Source organism: Halomonas sp. B23F22_10 (genome assembly GCF_043496975.1).
GTDB lineage: Bacteria > Pseudomonadota > Gammaproteobacteria > Pseudomonadales > Halomonadaceae > Halomonas > Halomonas smyrnensis.
Map to the genome: position 1 here is coordinate 553,429 of NZ_JBIEKF010000002.1, position 18,035 is coordinate 571,463.

The 18,035-nt window shown below is 66.8% G+C and carries 20 protein-coding genes and 1 tRNA gene; 11 read left to right on the forward strand and 10 right to left on the reverse strand.

Annotated elements, in window-relative coordinates; all coding sequences use genetic code 11:
• Nucleotides 1-46: 46 nt before the first annotated feature.
• Nucleotides 47-120, forward strand: a tRNA-Gly gene (locus tag ACGTNF_RS06690).
• Between the two features lie 55 nt (nt 121-175).
• On the opposite strand, the gene ACGTNF_RS06695 is transcribed toward ACGTNF_RS06690, so the two are convergent.
• On the reverse strand, nt 176-553 hold the full coding sequence (locus ACGTNF_RS06695; protein ID WP_394601017.1) for a helix-turn-helix domain-containing protein: 378 nt from the start codon (nt 551-553) through the stop codon (nt 176-178).
• A gap of 59 nt (nt 554-612) precedes the next feature.
• Here ACGTNF_RS06695 and ACGTNF_RS06700 point away from each other — a divergent pair, with 59 nt between their 5' ends.
• The 4 genes from ACGTNF_RS06700 (at nt 613) to putP (ending at nt 6,893) form a co-directional block, all read left to right on the forward strand.
• The gene (locus tag ACGTNF_RS06700) at nt 613-984 is read left to right on the forward strand and encodes a hypothetical protein (RefSeq protein ID WP_016853875.1); all 372 of its coding nucleotides are present in this window, start codon (nt 613-615) and stop codon (nt 982-984) included.
• A 60-nt stretch (nt 985-1,044) separates the two neighbouring features.
• Entirely contained in the window at nt 1,045-1,845 is an 801-nt protein-coding gene (locus ACGTNF_RS06705) for an AraC family transcriptional regulator (RefSeq protein WP_394601018.1), read from the forward strand.
• Between the two features lie 185 nt (nt 1,846-2,030).
• Nucleotides 2,031-5,222 (forward strand): bifunctional proline dehydrogenase/L-glutamate gamma-semialdehyde dehydrogenase PutA, encoded by a 3,192-nt coding sequence (gene putA / locus ACGTNF_RS06710; RefSeq protein WP_394601019.1) that lies wholly within the window; start codon nt 2,031-2,033, stop codon nt 5,220-5,222.
• 180 nt (nt 5,223-5,402) lie between these two features.
• Nucleotides 5,403-6,893: a sodium/proline symporter PutP gene (gene putP / locus ACGTNF_RS06715; RefSeq protein ID WP_394601020.1), complete on the forward strand. Its 1,491-nt coding sequence runs from the start codon at nt 5,403-5,405 to the stop codon at nt 6,891-6,893.
• A 71-nt stretch (nt 6,894-6,964) separates the two neighbouring features.
• Here the strand turns inward: putP and ACGTNF_RS06720 are convergent, their stop codons facing one another.
• Nucleotides 6,965-7,276, reverse strand: coding sequence for a hypothetical protein (locus ACGTNF_RS06720; protein WP_394601021.1), 312 nt, complete (start codon nt 7,274-7,276; stop codon nt 6,965-6,967).
• A 283-nt stretch (nt 7,277-7,559) separates the two neighbouring features.
• On the opposite strand from ACGTNF_RS06720, the gene ACGTNF_RS06725 reads away from it, so the two are divergent.
• Both ACGTNF_RS06725 and ACGTNF_RS06730 read left to right on the forward strand, forming a co-directional pair.
• Nucleotides 7,560-8,168 (forward strand): OmpW/AlkL family protein, encoded by a 609-nt coding sequence (locus tag ACGTNF_RS06725; RefSeq protein WP_394601022.1) that lies wholly within the window; start codon nt 7,560-7,562, stop codon nt 8,166-8,168.
• Nucleotides 8,169-8,333: 165 nt separating this feature from the next.
• Nucleotides 8,334-8,948, forward strand: coding sequence for an OmpW/AlkL family protein (locus ACGTNF_RS06730; RefSeq protein ID WP_394601023.1), 615 nt, complete (start codon nt 8,334-8,336; stop codon nt 8,946-8,948).
• Between the two features lie 84 nt (nt 8,949-9,032).
• Here ACGTNF_RS06730 and ACGTNF_RS06735 read toward each other — a convergent pair whose 3' ends face one another.
• The 5 genes from ACGTNF_RS06735 to ACGTNF_RS06755 all read right to left on the reverse strand — a co-directional run bounded on the left by ACGTNF_RS06735 (nt 9,033) and on the right by ACGTNF_RS06755 (nt 12,131).
• The gene (locus tag ACGTNF_RS06735) at nt 9,033-9,533 is read right to left on the reverse strand and encodes a gamma-glutamylcyclotransferase family protein (protein WP_394601024.1); all 501 of its coding nucleotides are present in this window, start codon (nt 9,531-9,533) and stop codon (nt 9,033-9,035) included.
• A 7-nt stretch (nt 9,534-9,540) separates the two neighbouring features.
• Complete coding sequence (locus ACGTNF_RS06740; protein ID WP_016853884.1) at nt 9,541-9,873, reverse strand: YqcC family protein; 333 nt, start codon at nt 9,871-9,873, stop codon at nt 9,541-9,543.
• Nucleotides 9,874-9,939: 66 nt separating this feature from the next.
• On the reverse strand, nt 9,940-10,686 hold the full coding sequence (locus ACGTNF_RS06745) for an amino acid ABC transporter ATP-binding protein (RefSeq protein WP_394601025.1): 747 nt from the start codon (nt 10,684-10,686) through the stop codon (nt 9,940-9,942).
• Nucleotides 10,683-11,357, reverse strand: a complete 675-nt coding sequence (locus ACGTNF_RS06750) for an amino acid ABC transporter permease (RefSeq protein ID WP_016853886.1) — start codon at nt 11,355-11,357, stop codon at nt 10,683-10,685. Before ACGTNF_RS06750 ends, ACGTNF_RS06745 begins: the two co-directional genes overlap by 4 nt.
• A gap of 15 nt (nt 11,358-11,372) precedes the next feature.
• Entirely contained in the window at nt 11,373-12,131 is a 759-nt protein-coding gene (locus tag ACGTNF_RS06755) for an amino acid ABC transporter substrate-binding protein (protein WP_394601026.1), read from the reverse strand.
• A 323-nt stretch (nt 12,132-12,454) separates the two neighbouring features.
• Here ACGTNF_RS06755 and ACGTNF_RS06760 point away from each other — a divergent pair, with 323 nt between their 5' ends.
• The 4 genes from ACGTNF_RS06760 to ACGTNF_RS06775 all read left to right on the forward strand — a co-directional run bounded on the left by ACGTNF_RS06760 (nt 12,455) and on the right by ACGTNF_RS06775 (nt 15,448).
• Complete coding sequence (locus ACGTNF_RS06760; protein WP_394601027.1) at nt 12,455-13,483, forward strand: DUF3549 family protein; 1,029 nt, start codon at nt 12,455-12,457, stop codon at nt 13,481-13,483.
• Nucleotides 13,484-13,538: 55 nt separating this feature from the next.
• Nucleotides 13,539-13,976, forward strand: a complete 438-nt coding sequence (locus ACGTNF_RS06765; protein ID WP_016853889.1) for an ATP-dependent zinc protease family protein — start codon at nt 13,539-13,541, stop codon at nt 13,974-13,976.
• A gap of 28 nt (nt 13,977-14,004) precedes the next feature.
• Nucleotides 14,005-14,913 carry a 30S ribosomal protein S6--L-glutamate ligase gene (gene rimK, locus ACGTNF_RS06770; protein ID WP_394601028.1) on the forward strand — a complete coding sequence of 303 codons (909 nt, stop codon included), beginning with the start codon at nt 14,005-14,007 and terminating at the stop codon, nt 14,911-14,913.
• An 88-nt stretch (nt 14,914-15,001) separates the two neighbouring features.
• Entirely contained in the window at nt 15,002-15,448 is a 447-nt protein-coding gene (locus tag ACGTNF_RS06775) for a hypothetical protein (RefSeq protein WP_016853891.1), read from the forward strand.
• On the opposite strand, the gene ACGTNF_RS06780 is transcribed toward ACGTNF_RS06775, so the two are convergent.
• The 3 genes from ACGTNF_RS06780 to ACGTNF_RS06790 form a co-directional block, all read right to left on the reverse strand.
• Entirely contained in the window at nt 15,369-16,124 is a 756-nt protein-coding gene (locus tag ACGTNF_RS06780; RefSeq protein ID WP_394601029.1) for a SanA/YdcF family protein, read from the reverse strand. The two genes, ACGTNF_RS06775 and ACGTNF_RS06780, sit on opposite strands and share 80 nt — an antisense overlap.
• Nucleotides 16,125-16,136: 12 nt before the next feature.
• Nucleotides 16,137-16,712 (reverse strand): putative Fe-S cluster assembly protein SufT, encoded by a 576-nt coding sequence (gene sufT, locus ACGTNF_RS06785; RefSeq protein ID WP_016853893.1) that lies wholly within the window; start codon nt 16,710-16,712, stop codon nt 16,137-16,139.
• Nucleotides 16,713-16,792: 80 nt separating this feature from the next.
• On the reverse strand, nt 16,793-18,034 hold the full coding sequence (locus ACGTNF_RS06790) for a SufS family cysteine desulfurase (RefSeq protein ID WP_394601030.1): 1,242 nt from the start codon (nt 18,032-18,034) through the stop codon (nt 16,793-16,795).
• Nucleotide 18,035: the final 1 nt, after the last annotated feature.

An 18,035-nucleotide genomic window follows, 5' to 3' on the forward strand; every position in this document is an offset into this window, starting at 1 on the left:
CGGGGTTGTCATCATTAAGCCATTGGCTATATTATCGAATCGCCTCGCGGGTGTAGCTCAATGGTAGAGCAGAAGCTTCCCAAGCTTAAGACGAGGGTTCGATTCCCTTCACCCGCTCCAACGGCCCCTCCCGATACCTCCATTATCTTTCGGTTCAGAGCCTGGCTCTCCGATGTTACTGCCCCAGACGTCCGCTAAGTGCATGCTGCCCCGAGGTGACGCGCCGCCCCGTGCTGCCATCGATGGCCACGCTTCCGACTACCCGGATGCTGTCGACTGCCCGGCGCTCAGCCCGCTCGCTCACCTCGACCAGCGCTTTCGGATCGAGGCGATGAATCTCCCGGCCGACCACATGGATCGGCCCCTGCTGCTGAAAGCGAGCCAGCACGCGCCGGATGGTCTCCAGGGCCAGGTCGAGATCGCTGCCGACCTCCGCCCGGGTCATCGACAGCCGGGAGCCGAGCGGCGAGACCGGCGACCTGGCCCGTGATCGCCCGACGTCGTACAATCCGGGTTCGCCCTCGATAAACGGCGACACGACCGGGAGAAACACGACCCTCCCCGCCCATTTCCGCCTCGCCCGCGCGAGCCGAACCGCCAGCGTCCTTCTCTATGGCCCTGTTTCTGACCGTTCTGGCCGTCTGCCTGCTGATCATCGGTGGCATGGTCGCCATCCTGATGACCGCGCGCACGCCCCGCTATCGCACCGAGCCCGAGCATCTGCTCGAGCTGTTCGATCAGGCCCTGGAAAGCCGGGTCAGCGAGACGAAATGGAATGCCGTGATCGGCTATCCGATTCGCCACGACGACTATCTGGAAGGCGTCCGCCGGCGTGCCCAGCGGCTGATGGACGAGCACGGCCGCCACGGACGGGCGGCCCGTGGCAAGCCGCTGCTGGACGACGAGGGCCATGCCGACCTGACCGCCCTGCGTGCCCATCTCGCGGCCCGCACGGCGCTTCGCCGCGATGGAAAGCAGGAATGAGCCTGCACGGCTAATTCGGTACACTGGGCCATCTCGTGAACCCCGCGCCGGAGGGCGACGATGAGCAGCGCGATCCGCCATTTTCCGCTCGATACCGTCATTCACCATCACGCCCACGACTTCCACCAGATCGTGATCGGGCTCCATGGTCAGGCGGAATTCGAGATCGAGGGCCTCGGCGGCGCCATCTCGGCGCTATCCGGCTGCATCGTGCCGGCCAACCACATGCACTACTATGCCGGCACCGGCGACAATCATCAGCTGGTCATCGACCTTCCCCATGACGCCCTGTCGCTGACCGGCCACCACCACGAGCTGGCCCGGCTGTTCGACGCGCCGCGCTTCTTCGACCTGGACGCCTCCCTGGCCCGCTACCTGGACTTCGTGCTCCAGGAGCTGCGCCTGCTGTCCGCCCAGGGCGCGCTAAGCGACCTGCAGCAGGACCGCCTGGCCGCCACGCTGCTCGGCTCGCTGCATGCACGGCTGTCCGGCGATGGCTCGCCGACGGGGCGTCCCCTCGACCTGACGGCCCTGGACCGCTACATCGATCGACACCTGGGCGGCCAGCTGCGCGTCGCCGATCTGGCCGCTCAGGCTTGCCTCAGCGAGGCCCACTTCACGGCCCGCTTCCGTGCCCAGACCGGCCTCTCGCCCTGGCGCTACGTGATGCGTCGGCGCCTGGAGACGGCTCGGCGGATGATCCACGAGAGCCATCTGCCGCTCTCCGAGATCGCCGCGCTGACCGGCTTCACCAACCAGAGCGCCCTGTCCCGCGCCTTCCGCCGCGACTATGGCCATCCCCCCAGCCAGCTGCGCCGCGCCCCGAGGCGGCACCTCGCCAGCGGCATACCGACAGCCTAGACGAAAGTCGAAAATGGACTGTCTTCCAACGGCAACATCCGCGTATTCGTCAAATCCCCCAACGGTATCGACAAGCAAAGCCCACGCAGTCCCCCTACGCTTGCAAGATACCGTCATTTCGTCGAAGCCCCCGACGCAAAGACGAAATCACCACCCTGCGACGACCGGCTCCATCGGGAAACGACATGCTCAACGCCAACAACATGCTGGAAGACGCCACCTGGCGTCAGGACCTCGACACCCTCTTCGCCCGCATCAGCGAGCACTACGTGGTCGACGAGAGCGACTTCGTCGAGGAGCTGATCCAGGCACTCGGCGCGGGCCGCCAGGACTTCGCCCGCACCGCCGAGAAGACCGCCGAACTGGTGCGCGAGATCCGCGAGATGGACACCGCCGTCGACACCATCGACGAGCTGCTCCAGCAGTACAGCCTGGATACCCATGAAGGCCTGATGCTGATGTGTCTGGCCGAGGCCATGCTGCGCATTCCCGACAAGGCCACCGCCGACGCCCTGATCGAGGACAAGCTCGGCCCCGCCGACTGGAAGGCACACCTCGGCAAGAGCGAATCCTGGATGGTCAACGCCTCGACCTGGGGCCTCTTGATGACCGGCCGCGTGGTGACCCTGGACAAGCCTCAGGAGGGCCGACCGTCCGGCTTCATCAACAAGATGGTCAACCGCATGGGCGAGCCGGTGATCCGCCGCGCCATGGTCGAGGCCATGAAGGTCATGGGCAAGCAGTTCGTCCTCGGCCGCGACATCGACGAGGCGCTCAAACGCTCCAAGCCGCTGTTCGACAAAGGCTACACCTACTCCTACGACATGCTCGGCGAGGCCGCCCGCACCCGCCGCGACGCCAAGCGCTACTTCGACGACTACGCTCACGCCATCGAGCGGGTCGGCAAGACCAGCCGCTCGCTGTCGGCGAAGACCCCCACGCCGTCGATCTCCATCAAGCTGTCGGCACTGCATCCGCGCTACGAGTTCGGCCGCCGCGAGCAGGTGCTGCGCGAGCTGGTCGGCAGCGTGCGCGAACTGGCCCAGATGGCCCGTGAGCGCGACGTAGCCGTGACCATCGACGCCGAAGAGGTCGACCGCCTGGAGCTGTCGCTGGAGGTGTTCCGCGCCGTCTACGAAAGCGAGACCTGCCGCGGCTGGGGCAAGTTCGGCCTGGTGGTCCAGGCCTATTCCAAGCGCGCCCTGCCGGTGCTGCACTATCTCAATCGCCTGGCCGAGCACCAGGGCGACGAGATCCCGTTGCGCCTGGTCAAGGGCGCCTACTGGGACAGCGAGATCAAGGAATCCCAGCAGCTGGGCGTGGACGGCTATCCGGTCTACACCCGCAAGTCCGCCACCGACGTGGCCTATCTGGTGTGCTCGCGCTTCCTGCTCTCCGACGCCACCCGCGGCCGGATCTTCCCGCAGTTCGCCACCCACAACGCCCACACCATCACCAGCATCCTCGAGCAGGCCAACGCCGCCGACCGGGCCTTCGAGTTCCAGCGCCTGCACGGCATGGGCGAGGCGCTCTACGACGCGGCCCTCAAGCGCGCCCCCCAGGGCACCTACTGCCGCATCTACGCGCCTACCGGCGCCCACAAGGACCTGCTGCCCTACCTGGTGCGCCGGCTGCTCGAGAACGGCGCCAACTCGTCGTTCGTCCACCAGCTGGTCGATCCCAAGGTGCCGGTGGAATCGCTGTGCGTGCACCCGGCGGAGACCCTGCGCCAGTACGATGGCCTGGCCAACCCCCAGATTCCCCTGCCCCGCGATCTCTACGGGCCCGGTCGGCCCAACTCGAAGGGCGCGAACCTCAACATCCGCAGCCAGTACCAGCCGCTGATGGATGCCATGGCGAAGCACATGGACACCGTGTACGAGGCGCGCCCGCTGCTGGCCTTCGACGTGGCCGGCGACCCGGCGCAGACCCACGAGGTGACCGCGCCCTACGACCGCCGCCAGCGCGTCGGCACGGTGCTGTGGACCACCAAGGCTCAGGCCGAGCAGGCTTTGGACGCCGCCTGGGCGGCCTTCCCGCGCTGGGAAGCGACGCCGGTTAGCGAACGCGCCGACATCCTGCGTCGCTTCGCCGACCTGATGGAGGCGAACATGGCGGAGCTGATGGCGCTGTGTTCCCGCGAGGGCGGCAAGCTGCTCACCGACGGCGTCGACGAGATCCGCGAAGCGGTGGACTTCTGCCGCTACTACGCCGTGCGCGCCGAGGAGTTGTTCGCCGAACCGACCCGCCTGCCGGGGCCGACCGGCGAGTCCAACGAGCTGATGATGGGCGGCAAGGGCGTGTTCGCGGCGATCAGCCCCTGGAACTTCCCGGTGGCGATCTTCTGCGGCCAGATGGTCGCCACCGCCGTGGCCGGCAACACCGTGCTGGCCAAGCCCGCCGAGCAGACCTCGATCGTCGCCCACCGGGTCGTCGAGCTGCTGCGCGAGGCCGGCATGCCCCGCGACGTGGTGCAGCTGCTGCCCGGCGACGGTCCCACCGTGGGCAGCGTGCTGACCAGCGATCCGCGTGTCACCGGCGTGGTGTTCACCGGCGGCACCGACACCGCCCAGATCATCAATCGCGCCCTGGCCAACCGCGAGAACGCCGCGCTGCCGACCCTGGTGGCCGAGACCGGCGGCATGAACGCCATGATCGTCGATTCCACCGCCCTGCCCGAGCAGGTCGTGGCCGACGTCATCCATTCGGCCTTCCAGAGCGCCGGCCAGCGCTGCTCGGCGCTGCGCGTGCTCTACCTCCAGGACGACGTGGCCGACCGCGTGATCCAAATCCTCGAGGGCGCCATGGCCGAACTTCACGTGGGCGACCCGCGCGACCTGGGCACCGACGTGGGCCCGGTGATCGACGAGGACGCCCGCCGGGGGCTGCAGGCGCACATCGACCGGCTCAAGGGCGAGGGTCGCCTGCTGGCCGAGACCCGTCTCGATCCGGCGCATACCGCCGAGGGCACCTTCATCGCCCCCAGCGCCTTCCAGATCGACGGCATCGACGCCCTGGAGCGCGAGCAGTTCGGCCCGGTACTGCACATCGTGCGCTACAAGGCCCAGGACCTCGACCGGGTGATCGAATCGATCAACGGACGCGGCTATGGCCTGACGTTCGGGGTGCACAGCCGCAACGAATCCTTCGCCGAGGAGATCGCGCAGAAAATTCGCGTTGGCAACGTATACGTCAACCGCAATATCATTGGGGCCGTCGTCGGGGTCCAGCCGTTCGGCGGCCAGGGCTTCTCCGGAACGGGCCCCAAGGCGGGTGGACCCCACTATCTACTGCGGTTCGCCACGGAAAAGACGGTGACGATCAATACCGCCGCCCTCGGCGGCAATGCGTCACTGCTTGCGCTGGGAGACGAGTGATCCCCGCTCGTCCGTAACGACAACAAACTGAAGGAAGTCTCTCATGGTCGAAAACAACGCCACCCATGGCCTCAGGTGCCTACGCTCTCTGGACGTGATCCTCGCCACCCGCGTGGCGGCCGGCATGCCCACCAGCCACCCGCTGGATATTCATCCGGCCTAACCAACAGGAGAGTTCATATGGCTATTGGTGTCTGGATCAGTCTCTTTGCGTACTTTGCGCTGATGATCGCCATCGGTCTCTATGCCATGCGCAAGTCAACGTCGACCTCGGAAGGCTACATCCTGGGGGGGCGGTCCCTGAGTCCCAAGGTGGCGGCCCTGTCCGCCGGCGCCTCGGACATGAGTGGGTGGCTGCTGCTGGGCCTGCCCGGGGCCATGTTCGTCTCGGGGCTGGGCTCGGCCTGGATCGGCATCGGCCTGCTGGTCGGGGCCTTCTTCAACTGGCTGCTGGTGGCGCCGCGCCTGCGCGAGCAGACGGTGCACTACGGTAACGCCATCACCATTCCCCAGTTCCTGGCGAATCGCTTCCCGACCCAGGCGATCCCGTTGAGAACGGTCTCCGCCATCGTCATCGTGGTGTTCTTCGCGGTGTACACGGCATCCGGCCTGGTCGCGGGCGGCAAGCTTTTCGAGAGCGCGTTCTCCGGCGTGATCAACCTCGGCGGCATGAGCGACTACGGCACGGGCATCATCATCACGCTGGGCGTGGTGCTGGCCTACACCGTGGTCGGTGGTTTCATGGCCGTGAGCATGACCGACTTCGTGCAAGGCTGCATCATGATGCTGGCCCTGGTGATCATGCCGGCGGTGGTGCTGTTCGGCGAGGGCGGCGGCGGCTTCGGTCAGGCGTCCCAGACCCTGAACGAGGTCGATCCCACCCTGCTGTCGTGGACCGACGGCCTGACGCTGATCGGTTGGCTGTCGGCGGTGACCTGGGGCCTGGGATACTTTGGCCAGCCGCACATCATCGTGCGCTTCATGGCCATCCGCACCCTCAAGGATGTGCCCATTGCCCGCAACATCGGCATGAGCTGGATGCTCATCTCGCTGATCGGCGCGGTCTCGCTGGGCATCTTCGGCCGCGCCTACGCGGTGCGCAACGGCATGAATGTCGAGGATCCTGAAACGATCTTCATCATCCTCGCCGACCTGCTGTTTCACCCGCTCATCACCGGCTTCCTCTATGCCGCGCTGCTGGCGGCCGTCATGAGCACCATCTCCAGCCAGCTGCTGGTGGCCTCCTCCTCGCTGACCGAAGACTTCTACCGTCTGTTCCTGCGCAAGCAGGCGACGGAGAGAGAGACCGTCACCGTGGGCCGCGTCTGCGTCGCCCTGGTCGGCCTGGTGGCCGCCGTCATCGCGTCCGATCCAGACTCTCAGGTCCTGGGGCTGGTCAGCAACGCCTGGGCCGGCTTCGGTGCGGCCTTCGGCCCGCTGATCATCCTGTCGCTGATGTGGTCGCGCACCAATGGCGCGGGCGCCATTGCGGGCATGATCGCGGGCGCCGTCACCGTGATGCTCTGGATCTCGCTGGGCTGGAACGGCTCCTTCCTGGGGGGCCCCGGGGTGTACGAGATCATTCCCGGCTTCATCGCCGCCTTCATTGCCATTCTGGTGGTGAGCAGCGTGACCGCCGACGCCGGCGAATATCAGCACATCACTCGATAAGGACGCGTATCAAGCGCCGAGAAGGGCTCCTGCGGGAGCCCTTTTTCGTGTCTCGCCGACCCCGCCCGGACTCAGCCCAGCAGGCTACGCCCCACCAACGCCAGCGCAAAGAGCGGCAACAGCGCCCGGCTCCAGGTCGCGGCGGAGAGCCGCCACAGCCCCCGCCCGCCGACCGACATGGCCAGCGGCCGCGCAAAGGCGCAACCCAGCGCCCACATGCCCAGCAGCACCAGCACTGCCCGCCAAGGCCAATCGAGCCCCTGCACCAGCGCGGGTTGATACAGTAACCATACCGACAGCCCCGCCGCCGTCAGCAGCGCGACCAGCGGCCTGTCGCCCGGCCTCGGCCTGGCGGGAAAGCGCCTCCCGACGCGCATGGCCATTCCCTCTCGCTGTCGCCTGTCTCACCGATTCAGTGAAGCCGAAAACCCCGAGATCGGCGAATTCCATGCAGGAAATGTGAAAGTTGTATTCATCCTATACGAGATAAAACCCTGTCAGTGAAGCATTTCATCATGACGCGGCCAAATCAGCCCTCGAGTAATAGAAAAATTCTACAAGACATTTAGAAACGGTGTTTCTATGCTCTACAGGACGCGATGCAAGGACGCCGAAGACGCCGAATCACTCGGCGCCGGCATTCAGGAACACAACGGGAGGCTTCCCATGAAAACGATTCGCCTGATCACCGCCACCGCCCTCACCGCTGCCGGCCTCGTCGGCGCCCAGTCCGCCATGGCCTACCAGGCCGGCGATTTCTACGTGCGCGGCGGCATCGCCAAGACCGAGGTCAAGGATGACAACGGCCGCGTGGCCGGTGCTGATCTGGACATCTCCGACGAGCGCGGCTTCGCCTATGGCCTGGGCTACCAGTTCCACGACAAGTTCGGCGTCGAACTCAACGGCACCGAGTCGTTCGAGCACGACCTGGCCCTCGACGGCGCCGGCATCGGCAGCGTGGAGCGCATGCCGCTCAACCTGATGCTCAACTACTACCCGATGGGCGGCACCGACTCACGAATTCAGCCCTACGTGGGCGCCGGCCTGAACTACACGCACTTCTCCGACGAGGAACTGTCCGGGCTGGAGATCGAGGAATCCTACGGGCCCGCCGCCCAGGCAGGCGTGGACTTCGCCCTGACCGATCACCTGCTGATCGGCGCCTTCGCCCAATACGCGGACGTGGACGCCGACGCCAAGCTCGACGGTACCGACATCGGTGAGGCCGAGGTGGATCCGGTCACCGTCGGCGGCAGCTTCACCTACCGCTTCTGATTCTCGACGCCGAGATGACCGCCATGACGCCGAGCCCCGTGCCCGGCGTCATCTTTTGATGTGCATCAATTCGAGCCGCGAACCATTTTGCCTTGAGTCAAATCGGCGCCGCGGCGCACCCCGTAGACTGGAGCCCTCGCTTACCGTCACCGAGGAGCCAGCCCCATGCGCCGCCCCCTGATCTCCACCCTGATCGTCGCCACCGGCCTCGTCGCCAGCAGCCAGGCGCTCGCCTACGGCGCCGGCGATATCTACACCCGCGTCGGCGTGGCCAAGGTCGCGCCCAAGAGCGATAACGGCGATCTCGCCGGCGGCACCTACGACGTCGACGTGCAGGACGACAACGGCTTCGCCTTCACCCTGGGCTATCGTTTCACCGACAAGCTGGGCGTGGAACTGCTGGCAGCCGAGCCCTTCGAGCATGACATCCGGCTCAACGACGCCAACCTCGCCTCCACCAAGCACCTGCCGCCGACCCTGACCCTGCAGTATTATCCGTTCGGCGGCACCCAGGCGCGGGTGCAGCCCTATGCCGGGGTGGGCGTTAACTACACCCACTTCTCCGACGAGCACATCGACGGCGGTGATCTGGAGCTGGACGATTCCTGGGGCGCGGCCGCCCAGCTGGGCGTCGACCTGCTGATCGACGAACACTGGGCCTTCAATGCCGCCGCCTGGTACCTCGACATCGACACCGATGCCGAGCTGAACGGCACCGACATCGGCAACGTCGAGATCGACCCGCTGGTGGTGATGGGCGGCATCAGCTTCCGCTTCTGAGCCGCGTCGACATGCCCTGCAAGAAAGGCCCGCCGAACGGCGGGCCTTTCTTGTGTGCAAGCGGCATGACGAGTGTCGGGGCCGCTAGCAGGCGATATGGCGCGACAGCCCCAACGCCTTGAGCGTCTCGTCGTCGAGCCCCTCGATGGCATCCACCTCGGCCAGGCGGGCGTGATAGTCGGCACTCAGGAAGGGCTTCCCGGCCAGGAGATGATCGAGATACTCCCGCGCCGGCCGCAGCGCCTCGCCGGTGGTTCCCGGCGCGGCCACATAGACCCAGGCCTCGATGGGGCCTTGCCCCGTGTGGATGGGCAGGCGCAGCCGATCGTAGTCGTGGGGGTAGCCCTCGAAGGGGTCCATGCACTCGATCTGCTCCGGGGCGAGCAGCTCGAACAGCGCCCCCTCGACCCGCTCACCGGCGGCGGGCACCACGTTGGCGTGGCTGATGCCGGGCACCCGAGAGGCCTTGTCGAAGCGCAGGCCATGGTCGCGCAGCACTCCGGACAAGGCACGCCGGGTCGTGCCGATCCGTGCCTCGATCCGGGCGGCGTTCATGTTGCTGCCGTAGGCGAAGTAATAGGGCATGAGCGACTCAGTTCTCGGTGACCAGCTGGTCGATCCGCTCCATCACCTTGCCCATCAGCACCCGCTGGCTGGCCTTCGCACCTTCCTGGATCAGATAGGCCTCCACGGCGGGAGCCACGTCGCAGCTCGCCGGCATCGGCGCGCGCGCCTCCACCAGCGCATCCAGCCGGGCGATGAACACGAAACGCAGCCACTGGGGCAGTGACATCGTGTCGATGCAGAACGGCTCGGAACTGTCGAAGGCCTCCGGCGCGGGACGCTCCATGCGCCACAGGTCGGACGCCTTCATGGTGGACTCGAGTTCGCGCAATGCCTGCTCGAGTTCCTGATGAACGGTCATGGGAAATACCTCTGATCTGACTAGGGGACCATTATCCCGCGCCTGCACGATGCGGGCCACCCCCTGTCACGCCGGTGCCGGGGGCAAGACCTTGCGCAGAAAATCCCGGGTACGCGGATCCTCGGGGGCCTGGAACAGCCGCGAGGGCGGGCCCTGTTCGACGATCCGCCCGCCCTCCATGAACACCACCCGGTCGGCGACGTCCCGGGCGAAGGCCATCTCGTGGGTCACCACCAGCATGGTCTGGCGCTCGGCGGCTAGCTGCTTCATCAGCGCCAGCACCTCGTCGACCCATTCCGGGTCCAGCGACGACGTCGGCTCGTCGAACAGGATCACCTCGGCCTGGGCGGCCATGGCGCGGCCGATGCCGACCCGCTGTTGCTGGCCGCCGGACAGCGAGGCCGGATAGGCGTCCGCCTTGTCGGCCAGGCCGATGCGCTCGAGGATTTCCCCGGCCCGGGCATGGGCCTTCGCCTTGGGCCAGCGATTGACCACGATCAGCCCCTCGGCGATGTTCTCCAGTGCCGTCTTGTTGGCGAACAGCGCATAGTTCTGGAACACGAAGGCGGTGCGGCGTCGTGCGGCCAGGATGTCGGCGCGGCTGGCCCGGGTCACGTCGACATCCAGATCGCCCAGGGTCAGCCGGCCGGCATCGGGCCGCTCCAGGAAGTTGAGGCAGCGCAGCAGGGTCGACTTGCCGGTGCCCGACGGGCCGATCACCACGATGATCTCGCCCCGCTCGATCTCCAGATCGATGCCGTCGAGCACGGTGGCGTGGCCGAAGCGCTTGACGAGTTGGTTGACCTTGATCATCGGCGATAGGCCTCGTTGAGTCGGCGTTCCAGGCGCCGCTGGCACCAGGCCAGCAGCTCGACGATGGCCCAGTAGATCACCGCCACGGTGATGAAGGCCTCGAAGTAGAGGAAGCTCCCGGCCGCCTCCTTCTGGGTCGCCCCCATCAGTTCGGTGACGCCGAGGGTGAACGCCAGGGAGGTGGCCTTGATCATGTCGATGAAGTAGTTCATCAGCGTCGGCACGGCCACCCGGGTGGCCTGGGGCAGCACGATCCGCCGCATCAGCTGGCCGTTGGTCATGCCGATGGACAGCGCCGCCTCAGTCTGGCTGCGGTCCACGCCGACGATGGCGGCGCGGATCGACTCCGCCATGTAGGCCGAGAAGTGCAGCGTCAGCCCCATGATGGTGGCGGTGATGCCATCGATCTGGGTCAGGAAAGCCAGCACCTGGGGCAGGCCGTAGTAGAACAGGAACAGCTGCACCAGCAGCGGAGTGCCGCGGAAGAAGGAGATGAACAGCAGCGTGATGCCGTTCAGCCCCGGAAGCTTCAGCACCCGGATCACCGCCAGCCCGCAGGCCAGGGCCAGGGCCAGCACCATCCCCGCCGCGGCCATCGCCAGGGTCAGCGGCAGATAGCCGAGCAGGATGGGCGCGAGCCCCAGCATGTAGTCGAAATCGAGCACGCTCATGTCGGGTGCTTCGCCTCAGGGCCGCGTGATGTCGTTGCCGAACCAGCGCTCGGAGATATCGGTCAGCGTGCCGTCCTCGCGCAGGGCCTCGAGCGCCGCGTCGACCTCGTCGCGCAGGGCGCGACCCTGCTCGGTATCGTGGAACGGCAGCGCATTGTGGATCTCGGAGAACGGCTGACCGGCCAGCTGCAGCGGCAGCGGCTTCTCCTGGATCACCTGGCTGGCACTGACGCGATCCATGATAAAGGCATCGACGCGGCCCAGCGCGGTGTCCTGTTCGATATTGCTCTCGTAGGTGCGGATATCGATGTCATCGGCGTAGGGCAGCTCGCGCAGCAGCTGCTCGTAGTTGGAACCGAGGTTCACCGCCACGCGCTTGCCGCGCAGGTCCTCGACGCCGCCGATCTCGTCACTGCCCTCCTTGACCACCACCTGAGCGCCGTCATAGACGTAGGGCGAAGTGAAGGCATACTTCGCCTCGCGCTCCTCGGTCATGGTGATCTGATTGGCGATGGTGTCGATGCGACCGGACTCCAGCATGCCGAACAGGCCGGAGAAGTTGGCGGTCACGAACGTTACCTCGGCGCCCATCTCCTCGCCCACCGCGTTCATGACATCGACCTCGAAGCCCTTGAGCGTGTCCTGCTCGACGAAGGTGAAGGGGAAATACCCCCCCGACATGCCGACCCGGAGCGTCGTGTCCTGGGCGAAGGCGCCGCCGCAGAAGGCGATGGCGCCGGCGGAGAGTAGCGTCAGAGTGAAGCGACGAAGCATGATGTGCCTCCGTTGGGATTCTGCTTTTGGAATAAAAACGACCATTTAATATTTCATTTTCGCACAGACAGTAGTGGAAATCTCGGTCATGAACCAATAGTGGCCCATTATGGGCGCCATAGCGGCCGGGCGATGCATTCATTCACAGCAGCGCTGAATGTTCCTGTGGATAACCACTGGAAAGCCGTCGCCGAGGCCGATGCGGTGGGCCCGAAGCGGGATCGTTCAGGTTTTGATCAGCCGGCTCATCAACGCCCGCTGCCACGGGCTGACAGCGTCGGGGCACCACGGTAGAGTGCACGCTCGTCACAGAGGGAAACCGCATGCAGCCGATCGACAGCTTCCACGACTTCTTCGCACGCACCGGAGCCGAGACATGGCTCTACCACATGGGGCGCGGCGTCGAACCCTGCGAGCTTGAGACGCTGACCGCCCTGGAGCGGGACGAGCGGCCCTGGCCCCAGCCCTGGCAAGGCAAGGCGCGGCTGGCGATGGTGTTTCGTCTCGGCGAGATGGAAGATCCGCTGATCTGGTTCCTGGCGCTGCCGCTGGACGAACAGGGCCGGCTCGACCCGGCGCCCCGCGACGCCTTCCTGCAGCGCCTGCTGGAAACCCTGGGTCGCAACGTCCAGGGCCTCGGCCGCGAGGACGGCGAGGCGATCGACAACCTGATGAAGGACAATCCCCTGGCCTTCACCCCATCCCTGCCCTTCCAGGCCGTGCTGCACGCCCGGGCGAGCCACGACACGGGGCAGCCGGCCAGCCAGCACATGGAGCCCGCCGAGGCCTACCTGGAAGGCCAGCAGGACCTGGACTGGCGGGCACTGGGCCTGCAGGGCCTGGCCGACGTCGCCGTGCGCATGGATGACGACCAGGCCGAGCGACTGGCGGCACGCCTGCCGACCCTGCCCGACGAAGTGCTGGCCTCGCTGTGCTACTGTCTGGAGCATGTCGGCGTTTCACGGCCGCTGGCCGAGGCGCTCCGCGCCCGGGGCGAAGCGGCCGCCGAGGCCGGCGATATCGAGACCTTCTGCGCCTGCGTGCGTGCCGTGTCCGGCGCCGAGAGCACGATCGCCGGCGCCTGGTTCGACGCCCTGCTCGACGACCCCGAGGCCTGCGGCCCGGATCTGCTGGCGGCCATCGCCGGACGCGGCTGGCGACACCTGGAGGACGGCGAGCGCCTGCCGCGCTTCCTGACCCGGCTCGCCGACACGCCGCGCGCGGACTTTTCCGCCGTGGCCCGCGATCTGGCGCTGATCCCGCGCCTGCGGCTGCCGGTGCTGATGACGCTGCGCGAAGCCGCGCCGGATTCCGCCATCGGTCGCCGCCTGGGCGCCCTGTCTCGCGGATGACCTCACTCTCGCGGATGACCTCACTCTCGCGGATGACATCACAAGGAGCGATGCCATGAAGGAGCTGCCCTACCAGGCCAAGGCGGTGATCGGCCGCCGCGAGATGGTGACCCTGCCGGAACTCGGCCTGACGCTGTGCGCCAAGGCCGATACCGGCGCCAGGACCTCATCCCTGCACGCCGAGGACATCGAATCCTTCGAGCAGGACGGCCACCTGTGGGTCAGCTTCACCACCCGTGGCGGCGGGCCGACGAGCCCGGCCCACGTGCACTGCCTGCACCTGTACGACCGGCGCCAGGTCACCAGCTCCAACGGCCAGGCCGAATGGCGCTACGTGATCCGCACGCTGATGCAGCTCGGCGAACTGGAGTTCCCCGTCGAGCTGACCCTCGCCGACCGTCGCCAGATGCGCCACCCCATGCTGCTCGGGCGTCGTGCCCTGCGGCGGCTGCTGGTGGCGCCCGGCGCCGGCTTCCTGCACGGCGAACCCTGAACCGCTCCCCCATGGCATCGGAGGCCCTATGCATATCGCGCTGCTGTCCCGTAATCGCAGACTCTATTCCACTCGCCGGCTGATCGAAGCCGCCGAGCAGCGGGGCCATACCACCCGGGTGGTGGACACCCTGCGCTGCTACATGAGCATCGCCTCCCATCAGCCCTCGATCCACTACAAGGGCGAACAGCTCGAACCCTTCGATGCCGTGATTCCCCGCATCGGCGCCTCGGTCACCTTCTATGGCTGCGCCGTGCTGCGTCAGTTCGAGATGATGAACACGCCGGTACTCAACGACAGCGTGTCGATCACCCGCTCGCGGGACAAGCTGCGCTCGCTGCAACTGCTGTCGCGCAAGGGCATCGGCCTGCCGGTGACCGGCTTCGCCCACTCCCCGGATGACATTCCCGACCTGATCACCATGGTTCGCGGCGCCCCGCTGGTCATCAAGCTGCTGGAGGGCACCCAGGGCATCGGCGTGGTGCTGGCCGAGACCAACCAGGCCGCCGAATCGGTGATCCAGGCCTTCATGGGCATGAAGGCCAACATCATGGTCCAGGAGTACATCAAGGAGGCCAAGGGCGCCGATATCCGCTGCCTGGTGATCGGCGACAAGGTGGTGGCGTCGATGAAGCGCCAGGCCGCCGAGGGCGAGTTTCGCTCCAACCTGCACCGCGGCGGCAGCGCCAGCGTGATCCGCATCACCCCGGAGGAGCGCTCCACGGCGATCCGTGCCGCCAAGGCCATGGGCCTGCGCGTGGCCGGGGTCGACCTGCTGCGCTCGAACCATGGCCCGGTGATCATGGAGGTCAATTCGTCGCCCGGCCTGCAGGGCATCGAGACCGCCACGGGCAAGGACATCGCCGGGCTGATCATCGAGCACCTGGAGAAGAGTTCGACCCCGCGACGCAAGGCGCCGCCCAAGCCGAAAGGATAAGCCACAACGCCTAAATATTTGGCCACTGGGGGTGGCAAAAGCCCGTCGACACCCCCACAATCTGCGTCACCGGAGGAGGTGACCGCCCATGTTTCTCGATAATCGCCAGGTGGCGATGGACAGCGTCCTCGAGGCGCTGGCCGACAGCATCGACTATTTCCAGGACAACCATGAGCGCCTGCGGCCGAGCCTGCGCGAGGTCCTGCAGCCCTATTTCGATACCCGGAAAGCGTTGATGCGCGAGCTGCAGGAGCTGGCCCGCCGGCATCTTGCCCTCCTCCCCCGCGATGCCGATGTCGAGCGCGACGACTACATGTGGCTATGGAGCCGACTGAAGAGCTTCGTCGGCGACGACAGCCAGGTGCTGATCAACGAGCTGCTGGAACAGGAGCGGGTGCTGATGCAGGCGCTTTCCACCCTGTACACCCACCCCCTGCCCGACGCCATCGAGGCGGTCATCGAGGAGTGCTGGAAGCACTGTCGCTCGCTGATTCGCGAGCTGTATCGGCAGCAGAAGAAGCATCAGCGGCGCTGATCGCCGCCCGCGGCACGATCTGCAGCGGCTCCTCGGGTCCCAGGAAATGGGGCTCCCGCCCCCAGACGTAGAGATCGCCCAGGGTCGCCACTCGCGCGACCCACTCCCGAGCCTTCAGCCACAGCACCCCCTCCGTGGGGCGCTCCGGTGCCGCGCAGCCGCGCGCCTCGATCCCCAGCGCCTCGGCGATGAACAGCGCCCGCGGCAGATGCCACGACTGGGTGACGAGCAGCGCCCGATCCACGTCGAAGACGCCGCGCGCCCGTGACAGCGTATCGAAGGTGCTGAAGCCGGCGTAGTCCAGCGTCATGGCCGCATCGGGCACCGCACGGCCGCGCAGGTCCCGCCACATGGTCACCGGCTCGTTGTAATAGCGGGTGCTGTTGTCGCCGGACAGCAGCAGATGCTGTACCCGCTCGCTGCGGTACAGCCTCGCCGCGGCCTGCATGCGCCCCTCGAAGTGCGGATTGCGCTTGCCGCTGCGCGTCCAGTGGGACGTGCCGAAGACGATGGCCACCCGCTCGGGGCCACACTGCGACAACCCGTGATCGATGCGTTCCCGGGTCTCGGCCAGCATCCACAGATTGGCGCCCACGAAAAGCAGAATCGCCAGGAGCGCGAGCACCCCCAGCGACATCAACAGTCCCCTGACACCTTTCCACAATGAGATGGGCATCCGCCTTTCCGGTTAAAACATGCCGAGCTCGAGCTTGGCCTCGTCACTCATCATCTCGCGACTCCAGGGCGGATCGAAGACGATCTCGGTGTGCACCTGGCTGATCTGCGGGGCGCCGAGAATCTTGTGGCGCGCATCGGCGGCAATCACGTCGCCCATGCCGCAGCCCGGCGCGGTCAGCGTCATGCGGATGGTGACGATGCGCTCGCCGGTGATCAGCCGCTCGATACGACAGCCATAGACCAGCCCGAGCTCGACGATGTCGACCGGAATCTCGGGGTCGAAGCAGGTCCGTAGCTGGTCCCAGACGAACTGCTCGATCGCCTCCTCGGAGGCGTCCTCGGGCAGCGTCGGACGCGGCACGGCCTCGAGCCCCAGGGCGTCGAGATGGCTGCCCTCGATCAGGTAGAGCCGCCCCTCGTGACCCACGCTGACCGAGTTGCCCTTGGCCTGCATCACGCTGACCTCGCTGTCCTCGGGCAGCGTGATGGTCTTGCCGAAGGGAATGGAGATGACCTCGACGTCGCGCTGCAGAGGCAGGACCTGGCCCTTGTGCAGGCTCGCCAGGGGATCGTCGATCTCGCTCATAGGACTCCTTGGAGCTTCATTCACAGCGGCCACGGCGAGTCCTCAGGGTGCCCGCCGCGGCCGTGATCCGGGAGCGGCGCTCAGCGCAGCATGCCCACGACCCGCTCCAGGCCGTCGACGAAGACGTCGACCTCCTCGGGGGTGTTGTAGGCGGCGAAGGAGGCGCGGCAGGTGGCATCGACGCCGAACGAGGACAGCAGCGGCTGGGCGCAGTGGTGTCCGGTGCGGATTGCCACGCCGAGCTGATCGATCAAGAGGCCGATGTCCTGGGAATGGGCGCCCTCGACCACGAACGACAGCACGCCGGCCTTCTCGGGCGCGGTGCCGAGGATGCGCAGGCCGTCGATGCGCGACACGCTGCGCGTGGCGTGCTCGAGCAGCCGCGACTCCCAGGCGCCGATCAGCGGCAGGCCGATCCCCTCGACCCACTCAAGCGCGCGGCCCAGGGCGATCACCTCGGCGATGGCCGGGGTGCCGGCCTCGAACTTGTGCGGGATACCGGCGAAGGTGGTGGGCGCCTCGAAGGACACGGTGGCGATCATCTCGCCGCCGCCCTGCCAGGGCGGCATGGCCTCGAGCAGCTCGGCGCGGCCATAGAGCACGCCGACGCCGGTGGGGCCATAGACCTTGTGGCCGGAGAAGGCATAGAAGTCGACGCCGAGCGCCTGCACGTCGACCGCCTGGTGCGGCGCGGCCTGGGCGCCATCGACCAGGATCAGCGCGCCGTGCTCATGGGCCACCCTGGCCATGTCGGCCACCGGATTGACGGTGCCCAGCGCGTTGGAGACGTGATTGACCGCCACCAGCCGGGTGCGCTCGGAGATCAGGTCGCGGTAGGCGGCCTGGTCGAGCACGCCGCGCTCGTCGACCGGGATCACCTTGAGGGTGAAGCCCTTCTCGGCGGCCAGCATCTGCCAGGGCACGATGTTGGAGTGGTGCTCCAGGCGCGAGATCAGCACCTCGTCGCCCTGGCCCAGGTTGGCGCGGCCCCAGCTCCCCGCCACCAGATTGATCGCCTCGGTGGTACCACGGGTGAAGACGATCTCGCGGCTCTCGGCGGCGCCGAGGAAGGCACGCACGGTCTCCCGGGTACCCTCAAAGGCCGCGGTGGCCTCGTCGGCCAGGGTGTGCAGGCCGCGATGGATGTTGGCGTTGTAGCGCCCGTAGTACTCGTCGAAGACCTCGATCACCTGACGCGGAGTCTGACTGGTGGCCGCGTTGTCGAGATAGACCAGCGGCTTGCCGTGGACCTCCCGATCGAGGATCGGGAAATCGCGGCGGACCCGCGCCACGTCGAGCAGCAGATCGCTGAAGTCGACCATG